Below are 10,200 nucleotides of genomic sequence, written 5' to 3' on the forward strand. Positions count from 1 at the left end.
GCGCCTTGGTCGAGGCGAGGCGCAGGTCCATGGCGAGGGTCATCGTCGCGCCGATGCCGACCGCCGGGCCGTTGATCGCGGCGATCACCGGCTTGGGCAGCGCGTGGATCGCTAGCGTGACCTTGCCGCCGGTGTCGCGCACGCCGTCGTCGTAGGCCGGGTCGTCGAAGTGCTCGCGGAGCGACTCGGGCGTGACCTCGAGGCTCTCGTCGAGGCCGAACACGTTGCCCGCGGCCGAGAGGTCCATGCCGGCGCAGAACGCGCGGCCCGACCCGGTGACCACGACGGCGCGGACGGCGTCGTCGAGGGCGTCGGTGGTGAAGACGGCGAGGAGCTCGCGCGCCATGGTCAGGTCGAACGCGTTGAGCGCGTCGGGCCGGTCGAGCGTGAGGGTCGCGACGCCGTCGGCGTCGACGGACCAATCCAGGGTCTCGTAGGTCACGGTCCCCATGTCTACCCGAGCGTCAGCGCACGATCCCGTTGGGGGTGCACTGCTTCTTGGTGATCTTGTCGGTGTCGTCGTCGATGATCGCTGCGAAGAGCGGGTCGGCCCGGTCGCGGTCCCAGGTCTCGGCCGACCCGTCGGTCACCGGCATCGTGCAGGTGAGGTTGTCGGTGCCCCCGGACTTGCTCATCGCCAACGCCCACCGGCTCGCGTCGAGCGAGCTCATGCCTTCTCCGAAGGCGAAGAACGACGGGACGGCCTTGTTGAGCTTCCACCAGCGCACCGGGTTGACGACCGACCACGGCGAGAGGACCTTGTCGCCGATCGCGCCGATGACCTCGCGCTGGCGGCGTACGCGCTCGAGGTCGCCCAGCGCCGACTGCTTGCGCGACCGCGAGTAGGCCAGGGCCTTGGTCCCGTTGATCTCCTGGCACCCCCTGCGGATGTTGAGGCCGGCGAGCGGGTCCTTGATGCGCTCGACGGGGCACACCTCGATGCCGCCGACCGCGTCGACGACGTCAGCGACCCCGCCGAGCCCGATCTCGACGTACTTGTCGACGCGGATGCCCGTCTCGGTCTCGATCACGCGCGTCAGCAGCGCGGCGCCACCGCGGCCGTAGGCGCCGTTGATCTTGCCGGAGAAGAACGGCCGGTCGATGCGCGTGTCGCGCGGGATCGACAACAGCACGCTCGGACCGTCGCCGGTGTGGAGCAGCATCATCGTGTCGGTCAGCTCCGACTGCGGGTTGCCGGTGCTGAGCTTCTTGCGCTCGGCCGCGCTCAGGTCGCGGCGCGAGTCGCTGCCGACGAGGAGGTAGGTCGTCCCGTCCTGCTCGGCGGGGCGGTCACCGTCGGGCTCGAAGGCGACCTGCTCGGCGCTCTGCCAGGTGATGAACGGCACCGCCACGATGTAGGTCACCCACAGCAGGAGCAGCACCAGCACGGTGCGGACGTAGAACCCCGGCCGGCGCAGCCGACGCGCCCAGAACCCACCACCCGCGCGGCCCGGACGACCGGGCGGCTGCTGCGGCGGCTGCCCGTAGGGCTGCTGGTAGGGCTGACCCGGCTGGTAGGGCGTGGGCGCGGGCACCGGCGGCCGCGGGTCGGTGCGCTGCTGGGCGGCCGGCGGCGGGAGGCGACGGCCGAGGTTCTCGGTGGGCGGACCCGACTGGCCGCCCGACTGGCCCGGTCGCGGCTGCACCGGGATCTTGCGGGTGGCCTCGGGGGACTGCTCGTCGCTACCGGGCGGCCGGCCGTAGAGCCAGCCGAACTCGGGCCCCTCGCCGGGACCCCCGTTGCCCGGGCGATCAGTCATGTCGCGAGACGCTACCGGGCCGATGGGCGCTACGGTCGGCGCCATGACCGACCAGGGCCGCCCGCCGTCCTTCGCCCGGGTGTCCCTCGGGGTCGTGATGTCGGCCCGCGAGGCCAACCTGCTCGGCAACATCCACGGCGGCGAGATCGTCAAGCTTGCCGACTCGACCGCCGGTGCCGTCGCGCAGCGCCACAGCGGCGGCCCCGCCGTGACCGCGGCGCTCGACGAGATGGCCTTCCTCGCTCCGGTGCACGTCGGCGACATCCTGCGGACCTACGCCCAGGTCAACTGGGCCGGCCGCACGTCGATGGAGGTCGGCGTACGCGTCGAGGCGCAGCCGTGGAACGACCCCTCGATCGAGACGGTGCACGTCGCGTCGGCCTACTTCGTCTTCGTGGCCATCGACGCCGACGGCGCGCCCCGCCAGATCCCACCGCTGGTGATCGAGTCGGCCGACGAGGTACGCCGGGGCCGCGAGGCCGAGATCCGCCGCGCCCACCGCCTGGCCAAGAAGCAGGAGATCGAGACCAGCCGGGCGACCTGACCGGCGGGCTGACCCGCGGGCCGGCCCTCGCGGAACGGCCAACCGGGACGTCCCGGCGCGTCATGACGCCTGTGACGGGTGTGACTGGTGATACTGGCGGACAGTCTGCTTCCTTCCCCAGCAGAAAGTACTTCCCCCTGATGTCTGCCCTGTCTGCTCCCTCCGGCCTGAGCACGCTGTCCGCGACCCCGGTCGCGGAGCGCGCCGCCCAGGTGCGCTTCCGCCGCGCGCTGTCGCTGATGGCCATGACGCTCGTGGCCCCGGGCACCGCCCAGCTGGTCGCGGGCAACCGCAAGGTCGGCCTGGTCGCGTTCCGCACCTACCTGGGGCTGCTGGCGGTGGCGTTCCTCGTCCTCCTGGTCGTCGGGCTCGACCACGGGATGGCGCTCAAGATGGCCGTCAACACGACGATGCTGTTCTGGCTCAACCTCACGCTGATCGCCGCCGCCATCGGCTGGGCGGCGTTGTTCTTCGACGCCTGGCGGATCGGGCAGCCGCTGAGCTACTCGATGGGCCACCGCCGGCTCGCGATCGGTGTCAACGGGATGCTCGCCCTCGGCGTGGCCGGGATCCTGCTCTTCAGCGCCCACATCGTCGCGGTCCAGCGCGACTTCATCCTGGCGACGTTCGGCGACGGTGTCGCCAGCGACGCCCACCACGGCCGCTACAACGTCCTCCTCATGGGCGGCGACTCCGGTGCCGGCCGCTGGGGCCTGCGCACCGACTCGATGACCGTCGCCTCGATCGACGAGGAGACCGGCAGGACGGTGCTCATCGGCCTGCCGCGCAACATGTCGAACTTCCCGTTCCGCAAGGGCTCGGTGATGGCCGAGCAGTTCCCCGACGGGTTCGACTGCGACGACTGCATGCTCAACGGCGTCAGCACCTGGGCGCAGGACAACACCGAGCTCTTCCCCGACTCCGACGACCCCGGCGTCGACGCCACGATCTCCGCGATCGAGGGCATCACCGGGCTCCGGATGAACTACTGGGCGATGGTCAACCTCGAAGGCTTCAAGAACCTCGTCGACGCGGTCGGCGGTGTCACCCTCAACGTCCGCCAGCCCATCCCGATCGGCCTGCCCGGCGACAAGGTCACCGGCGAGGTGGAGGCCGGTCACCGCAAGCTCGACGGCTTCGAGACGCTCTGGTACGCCCGGGCCCGCCAGGGCTCCGACGACTACTCGCGGATGGCGCGGCAGAAGTGCGTGATGAGCGCGATGCTGCAGCAGGTCAGCCCCGCCTCGGCGCTCAAGAACTTCGAGGGCATCGCCAAGGCCACCTCCGACATGGTCAAGACCAACCTGCCGGCCTCCGAGGTCGACACGTTCCTCGACCTCGCCCTCAAGGCCAAGGACCAGAAGGTCGCGAGCGTCTCGCTCGTGCCGCCGATGATCGTCACCGCCCACCCCGACATCAAGCTCGTGCAGCGCAAGATCACCGAGGCGATCGACCGCTCCGAGGGCGACGCCAAGGCGTCGCAGAAGCGCAGGAAGGCCGCGGCGAGCGACACCGGCACCGACACCGGCGCCGTCACCGGTGGCTCGGTCGGCACGCTCAAGGACGGCTACGCCGCCAACCAGGCCGAGGATCTCGCCGCCTCCTGCTAGGGCTGTGGATGACGCCCGCGCGTCGCGCGGGCGTGGTGCACCCTGGTCGCCGTGGCAGGAAGGAGGCACGATGGTCGTCATGACGACGCTGCCGCGGGGACGTGAGTTCACGCGCGCCGATCTCGACGCCATGCCCGACGACGGCAACCGCTACGAGCTGGTCGACGGGTCGATCATCGTGACGCCGTCGCCCAAGGTCCCGCACCAGCGCGCCCAGCGCCGGCTGGACCACCTGATCGAGGCAGCGTGTCCGGAGGGGTTCGAGATCTTCGTGGCGCCGCTCGACGTCACGCTCGGTGAGCGGACGGTGGTGCAGCCCGACCTGCTGGTGACGACGTCCTCGCAGGTCTCGGGCCTCGACCACGAGGGCGTCCCACTGCTGGCCGTCGAGATCCTGTCGCCCAGCACCCGTCACATCGACCTCGGCCTCAAGCGGAGCAGCTTCGAGAAGGCCGGCGTCCCGTCCTACTGGGTGGTCGACCCCGCGGAGCCGTCCATCATCGCCTGGGAGCTCGTCGACGACCGTTACGTCGAGGTCGGCCGGGCCACGGGGGCCGAGGCGCTGACGGTCGAGCGGCCGTTCCCGGTCACGGTGGTCCCGGACTTGCTCGTCAGGTGACGTCCCAGCCCTCGTCGACGGCGTCGTACGTCGCCCGGTCGGCGGCCGCCACCAGCCAGTCGGTGGCGGTGAAGCGGGGGTCGTAGGCGGTCCCGCCGCGGTGGAGCAGGACCCCGCCGGCCTCGCTCAGCAGCAGCTGGCCCGGCGCGTGGTCCCACGGCTTCGTGGACTTGTAGAGCAGCGCGTCGCACGCCCCCTCGGCCAGCCGGGGGTAGTCGATCCCGCACGACACCCAGCTCAGCCCGAGCCGGGGGAACGGTCCGAGCCGGCGGCCGACCCACGAGCGCCGCGACGTGCGCACGTCGAGGCCCTCCGGCGGACCGGCCGGCGGGGTGGTCGTCAGCCGCTCGCCGTTGCGGAACGAGCCCGAGCCGCGCTCGGCGACATACATCAGCTCGTGCTGCGGCTGCCAGATCCACGCCCGGACGACCTCGCCGCCGCGCAGCTCGGACGCCATCACGGCGTGGTCGGGGGAGCCGTGGACGAAGTTCTTGGTGCCGTCGACCGGGTCGACGGTGAAGGAGTGCTCGGCGGACGCGTAGCGCTCGAGGACCGACGCGTCCTCCGCGGAGGCCTCCTCGCCCAGCACCACGGCCTCGGGGTAGGCCGCCACCAGCGCCTTGGTGATCAGCACCTCCGCCTCGCGGTCGGCGATGGTCACCAGGTCGCCGGGGCTCTTCTCGCTGATCTCGTCGGCGTCGAGCGACCGGAACCTCGGGGTGATCACCTCGGCCGCCACGTCCTGCAGCAGGGCGGTGATGTCATCGGTGTCCACGTGTCCACACTAGGGTTGCCGGGTGACACAGGTGGTGGCGGTGGTGGTGACGTTCAACCGCCTCGACCTCCTGCGACGCCTGGTCGCCCGGCTCCGCGAGGTGCCCGAGGTCGCCGAGATCCTCGTCGTCGACAACGCGTCCACCGACGGCACGGGGGAGTGGCTGCGCGGCCAGGACGGGACCGACCGCGTGCTCGCCCGGACCCTGGCCGACAACACCGGCGGCGCCGGCGGGTTCGCGGACGGGCTGACGTGGGCGATGGAGCGTGGTGCCGACCTGGCCTGGCTGATGGACGACGACGGACTCCCCGACGCCGACTGCCTCGGGCTGCTGCTCGAGCACGAGGGTGACCTCGACTTCTGGGGACCGGCCGTCCTCGCCGAGCAGGACCCCTCCCGCCTCTGCTTCCCGATCCGGCTGCCCGGCGGCACCACCGTCGTGCACCGGATGTCCGAGGTCGAGGCGGCCGCCCGCGACGGCCTGGTCCCCGGTGTCGTGATCCCGTTCAACGGGGTGCTGGTGACCCGCGACCTGGTCGAGCGGATCGGCGTGCCGCGGGCCGAGTTCTTCATCTGGGGCGACGACGTCGAGTACCTCTGGCGCGCCGAGCGCGACGGCGCGCGCATCGCGACCGTCGTCGCCGCGCGGTTCCGGCACCCGGCCACCGACGACCTCGGCACCCCGATGATGCGCGGGCGCACGACCTACAACCACACGCCGAGCGAGCTCAAGCACTACTGCATGGCCCGCAACAACACGGTCAACCTGCGCACCTACCGCGGCTGGCCGCACGTGCTGATGTTCTGGGTCAAGACGGTCTGGTTCTACCTCCTCACCCGGCGCCAGCCCGGCCGGATCCCGATGAGCGCGCGGGCGGCGTACGCCGGGCTGCGCGGCGACTTCACCGGCCACCGGAGGTACCTCTCGTGACGGGCGCCCGACCGGAGACCGTCGCCGTCGTCGTCGTCACCTACAACCGCGCCGACCTGCTGGCGCGGGTCCTCGCGGGCCTCGCCGCCCAGACCCACCTGCCCGGCCTCGTCGTCGTCGTCGACAACGCCAGCAGCGACCACTCGCGCGAGGTCCTCGACGCCGGACCCGACACCCTGACCCTCGAGCGCGTGCACCTCGACGACAACACCGGGGGAGCCGGCGGGTTCCACGCCGGCGTGCGGGCGGCGTACGCCAGCGGCCACGACCGGATCTGGCTGATCGACGACGACGTGGTCCCCGCCCCGGACTGCCTCGCGGTCCTGATGGCCCAGGACGAGGCCTGTCTGACCTCGGTGCGCGAGGACCTGTCGGGCGCCCTGGTCGAGAAGGCCGCGACCCGCTTCGACCTCGACCACGCCTGGGTGATCCGGCCCAAGACCGAGATGGTCGAGACCGCCTACGGCACCCGCGCGGCGATGCCCGAGCGGGTCGAGGTGCAGAACGTCGCCTTCGAGGGGTTCCTGGTGCGGCGCGAGGTCGTCACGGCCATCGGCCTGCCCGACCCGGCCTACTTCATCTTCTACGACGACGTCGACTACGCCCTCCGCGCCCGCCGCGCCGGCCACCGGATCTGGGCCGTCCGCGACGCCGTACTGGTCCGCCAGCTCGACTTCAGCCAGCAGCACGACCTGGCGGGGTGGAAGGGCTATTACATGTATCGCAACCTCTTCGTCGTCCACCGCCGCTACGGCGCCAACGCGCTCGTCCGGGCCAAGCCCTGGGCCGTGGCGCTCGCGGTCGTGCTGGTCAGCCCGCTCCGGGGTGGCCGGGCCGAGGCCCGCAACGTCCTGCGGGCCGTCCGGGACTCGCGGGGGTTGGCTGAGCTGTCGGTAGAGGCGCGGCCTTGAGTTCGGCTTGGTCTTGTTCGGGTTGGTCTCGCTCGACTTGGGGTTATTCGTTGTCGGGCTGTCCGCGCGCCTAGCATCCCGGGCCTCCCTGTCAAGGACGCTCGCTTCGCTCGCGCCGCTGCGCGGCGCCTTCGGCGTCCTTGACAGCGAGCCTCTCCCGGTATGCTTCAGGGCGCAGACAAGGGCGGGCTCCGCCGCGCCCTCGTCAAGCGCGGACAGCCCTCATGTGTCCCACTGGTCACGCTTGTCTGACGTGTCTCCCGGTTCTCGTACGAAGCTTCGGCACAGAACCGGGAGATTCGTCATAGAACTTCACCTCGCGGGCTTGCCGGCCCGGGCCGGCGGTGCGGCAGCCACCGAACCAGGGCCTGAGATTGCCCGGAACGGTGGCTCACGGACCCGGACACAGCGTGACCCGACGAGAGAAATGGGCTTCGAGGCTCGCTTCGCTCGCACCTCAGCCGGCGTGTAAGCCCCGGGGTCAGGCGTCGACGAGCTGGTCGGACTCGCGCTTGAGCTTGGGGCGCAGGCCGACGTGGTTGCCGGTGGCGAGGGCGGCGGCCCAGACGGTGACGGAGCCGACGGCGGCACCGGCGATGACGTCGACGAAGTAGTGCCAGCCGAGGTAGAGGGTGGCAAGGACGGTGAGGCCGAGGAAGACCCACGAGACGACGCGGATCCAGCGGGCCAGGCCGACGTACTGCACGATCAGGCAGATCGTCACCATGATGCCGACGTGGAGCGACGGGAAGGCCGCGATCGTCTGCAGGGTGCCGGAGCCGAAGACATCGCCGACCACGGCGACGCGGTCGTCCCAGAGGCCGTCGGCGAGCTCGGTGTTGTAGGTGTGGGCGAGGCCGTCGAACTGGCCGCGCTGGGCGGCGGTGTAGACGGGACCGGTCGACGGGACCATCAGGTAGACCGCGGCGCCGAGCATCCAGTCGAAGGCGACGGCGGTGACGTACCAGGAGCCGGCGGTCGTGGCGCGGGTCCAGACGAGGGCGATGGCGATGCTGATCGGGACCAGCCCGATCCACACGAAGTAGACGCCCGAGAAGAAGTGGGAGGCCCAGCCGGTGCCGAAGAGGTTGTGGAGCACCACGGCCGGGTCGTGCCCGAACCACAGCTCCTGGTCGAGGTGGCGCAGCTGGGTGTCCCAGTTGTGGCTGTTGACGAACGGGACGAAGCTCTTGAGGTTGCGGAAGGTCGCGTAGGTCAGGTACCACGCGCCGACGCCGCCGAGGGCGAAGAGGCAGTGGGCGCGGGTCCAGCGCTCGCGCAGGATGGCGCGGAGCGTCTCGCCGTAGGTCGAGAAGCGGCTACGGGCCCGGGCGACGAGTCGCGGCACCACGTCGAGGGCGACGGCGCCGAGCACGATGGCCGGGAACCGGATGTAGCCGGGGACGAGGCTGTCGGGGTCGCGGATCGGGAGCTCGGCAACCACCGAGAACAGCACGGTGGCGATGGCCATCGCGATGCCGGCGGCCCAGGCGTAGCCGAAGTTGCGCTCCAGCGCGCCGCGCACCCCCAGGTGCTGTCGAGACTCCTCCATACCACCGATCCTAGAGTCAAACGGTCCGAATCTCGGTATCTGCATCGCCGGCTCCGCAACATGTGACCAGGTCGGTGGCGCGGCGGGTTCGGGCGCGGGGCCCCGCCGTCCGTAGACTCATCGATCGTGTCTGCTGCCACCCCCAGCGCCGAGCCCGGCCCGCCCGACGACCTCGACGACCTGCCCGACCTCGTGGTCGTCGGCTCGGGGTTCTTCGGCCTCACGATCGCCGAGCGCTGCGCCACCGAGCTCGGCCTCAAGGTGCTGGTGCTCGAGCGCCGCTACCACCTCGGCGGCAACGCCTACTCCGAGATCGACCCCGAGACGGGCATCGAGGTGCACAAGTACGGCACCCACCTCTTCCACACCTCCAACCAGCGGGTGTGGGACTACGTCACGCGGTTCACGACCTTCACCGGCTACCAGCACCGGGTCTTCGCCAAGTACCAGGGCCAGGTCTACTCGTTCCCGATGAACCTGGCGCTCATCAACCAGTTCTTCGGCAAGAGCCACACCCCCGACGAGGCCCGGGCGCTGATCGCCGAGCAGTCGAGCGAGATCGCCACCGCCGACGCCACCAACCTCGAGGAGAAGGCGGTCAGCCTCATCGGGCGCCCGCTCTACGAGGCCTTCGTCAAGGGCTACACCGCCAAGCAGTGGCAGACCGACCCGACCGAGCTGAGCGCCGACATCATCACGCGCCTCCCGGTCCGCTACACGTTCGACAACCGCTACTTCAACGACACCTACGAGGGCCTGCCGACCGACGGCTACACCGCGTGGCTCGAGCGGATGGCCGACCACCCCGGCATCACGGTCCAGCTCGACACCGACTTCCTCGACCCGGCCAACGGCGTCGCGGCCCGCTACAAGGGCAAGGTGCCGATCGTCTACACCGGCCCGGTCGACGAGTACTTCGACAACGTCGAGGGCCGGCTGTCGTGGCGCACGGTCGACCTCGAGACCGAGACGCTCGACGTCGACGACTTCCAGGGCACCGGCGTGGTCAACTACAACGACCAGGAGGTGCCGTGGACGCGCATCCTGGAGTTCAAGCACCTCCACCCCGAGCGCACCTACCTGCCCGGCAAGACGATCGTCGTCCACGAGTACTCCCGGTTCGCCGAGGACGACGACGAGCCCTACTACCCGATCAACACCGCCGACGACCGGGCCAAGCTCCTGAAGTACCGCGAGCTGGCCAAGAAGGAGCCCATGGTGCTGTTCGGCGGCAGACTGGGCACCTACAAGTACCTCGACATGCACATGGCGATCGGGTCGGCGCTGTCGATGTACGACAACAAGCTGCGTCCGCACTTCGCGGACGGGGCGCCGCTGACCAGCGGAGGAGTGGACGAATGAGCACCGCAGCGACCGTCACCGACCAGGCCGAGCCCATGGCCCGACGTCTTCTCCAGCGGCAGATCATGCCGACCGACCGCGACTTCGACGTCCTCGCGCTCTACGTCGACCCCGAGCCCGCCGTGCTCGACGCCGA

10 protein-coding genes are annotated in these 10,200 nt (G+C 70.7%); 6 read left to right on the forward strand and 4 right to left on the reverse strand.

Annotation, left to right across the window (positions count from 1 at the left end):
- Window positions 1-442 (reverse strand): enoyl-CoA hydratase-related protein (locus tag Q7T52_RS12730; protein ID WP_304803039.1); only part of this gene is annotated, 442 nt, incomplete at its 3' end.
- A gap of 22 nt (window positions 443-464) precedes the next feature.
- The gene (locus Q7T52_RS12735; RefSeq protein ID WP_304803041.1) at window positions 465-1,760 is read right to left on the reverse strand and encodes an LCP family protein; all 1,296 of its coding nucleotides are present in this window, start codon (window positions 1,758-1,760) and stop codon (window positions 465-467) included.
- A 43-nt stretch (window positions 1,761-1,803) separates the two neighbouring features.
- On the opposite strand from Q7T52_RS12735, the gene Q7T52_RS12740 reads away from it, so the two are divergent.
- The 3 genes from Q7T52_RS12740 to Q7T52_RS12750 all read left to right on the forward strand — a co-directional run bounded on the left by Q7T52_RS12740 (window position 1,804) and on the right by Q7T52_RS12750 (window position 4,533).
- A complete protein-coding gene (locus tag Q7T52_RS12740; RefSeq protein WP_304803043.1) occupies window positions 1,804-2,304 on the forward strand; it encodes an acyl-CoA thioesterase in 501 nt (166 codons plus the stop codon).
- Between the two features lie 140 nt (window positions 2,305-2,444).
- Window positions 2,445-3,914, forward strand: coding sequence for an LCP family protein (locus tag Q7T52_RS12745; RefSeq protein ID WP_304803044.1), 1,470 nt, complete (start codon window positions 2,445-2,447; stop codon window positions 3,912-3,914).
- A 79-nt stretch (window positions 3,915-3,993) separates the two neighbouring features.
- Window positions 3,994-4,533, forward strand: coding sequence for a Uma2 family endonuclease (locus Q7T52_RS12750; protein ID WP_304803046.1), 540 nt, complete (start codon window positions 3,994-3,996; stop codon window positions 4,531-4,533).
- On the opposite strand, the gene Q7T52_RS12755 is transcribed toward Q7T52_RS12750, so the two are convergent.
- Window positions 4,526-5,308 carry an inositol monophosphatase gene (locus Q7T52_RS12755; protein WP_304803048.1) on the reverse strand — a complete coding sequence of 261 codons (783 nt, stop codon included), beginning with the start codon at window positions 5,306-5,308 and terminating at the stop codon, window positions 4,526-4,528. The genes Q7T52_RS12750 and Q7T52_RS12755 overlap by 8 nt on opposite strands.
- 22 nt (window positions 5,309-5,330) lie before the next feature.
- On the opposite strand from Q7T52_RS12755, the gene Q7T52_RS12760 reads away from it, so the two are divergent.
- Entirely contained in the window at window positions 5,331-6,239 is a 909-nt protein-coding gene (locus Q7T52_RS12760; RefSeq protein ID WP_304803050.1) for a glycosyltransferase, read from the forward strand.
- On the forward strand, window positions 6,236-7,150 hold the full coding sequence (locus tag Q7T52_RS12765; protein WP_304803051.1) for a glycosyltransferase family 2 protein: 915 nt from the start codon (window positions 6,236-6,238) through the stop codon (window positions 7,148-7,150). The genes Q7T52_RS12760 and Q7T52_RS12765 overlap by 4 nt, the downstream gene beginning before the upstream one ends.
- Window positions 7,151-7,631: 481 nt before the next feature.
- Here the strand turns inward: Q7T52_RS12765 and Q7T52_RS12770 are convergent, their stop codons facing one another.
- Window positions 7,632-8,702: a phosphatase PAP2 family protein gene (locus Q7T52_RS12770; RefSeq protein WP_304803053.1), complete on the reverse strand. Its 1,071-nt coding sequence runs from the start codon at window positions 8,700-8,702 to the stop codon at window positions 7,632-7,634.
- Window positions 8,703-8,828: 126 nt separating this feature from the next.
- On the opposite strand from Q7T52_RS12770, the gene glf reads away from it, so the two are divergent.
- Window positions 8,829-10,064: a UDP-galactopyranose mutase gene (gene glf / locus Q7T52_RS12775; protein WP_304803055.1), complete on the forward strand. Its 1,236-nt coding sequence runs from the start codon at window positions 8,829-8,831 to the stop codon at window positions 10,062-10,064.
- The last annotated feature ends 136 nt before the right edge of the window (window positions 10,065-10,200 follow it).

Source organism: Nocardioides sp. (assembly GCF_030655615.1).
GTDB lineage: Bacteria > Actinomycetota > Actinomycetes > Propionibacteriales > Nocardioidaceae > Nocardioides.

Excerpts from the sequence above, each read along its gene's own strand:
- Q7T52_RS12750 (WP_304803046.1), top strand. The coding sequence starts at position 3,994 with ATGACGACGCTGCCGCGGGGACGTGAGTTCACGCGCGCCGATCTCGAC.
- Q7T52_RS12770 (WP_304803053.1), bottom strand. The coding sequence starts at position 8,702 with ATGGAGGAGTCTCGACAGCACCTGGGGGTGCGCGGCGCGCTGGAGCGC.
- Q7T52_RS12740 (WP_304803043.1), top strand. The coding sequence starts at position 1,804 with ATGACCGACCAGGGCCGCCCGCCGTCCTTCGCCCGGGTGTCCCTCGGG.
- Q7T52_RS12745 (WP_304803044.1), top strand. The coding sequence starts at position 2,445 with ATGTCTGCCCTGTCTGCTCCCTCCGGCCTGAGCACGCTGTCCGCGACC.
- Q7T52_RS12735 (WP_304803041.1), bottom strand. The coding sequence starts at position 1,760 with ATGACTGATCGCCCGGGCAACGGGGGTCCCGGCGAGGGGCCCGAGTTC.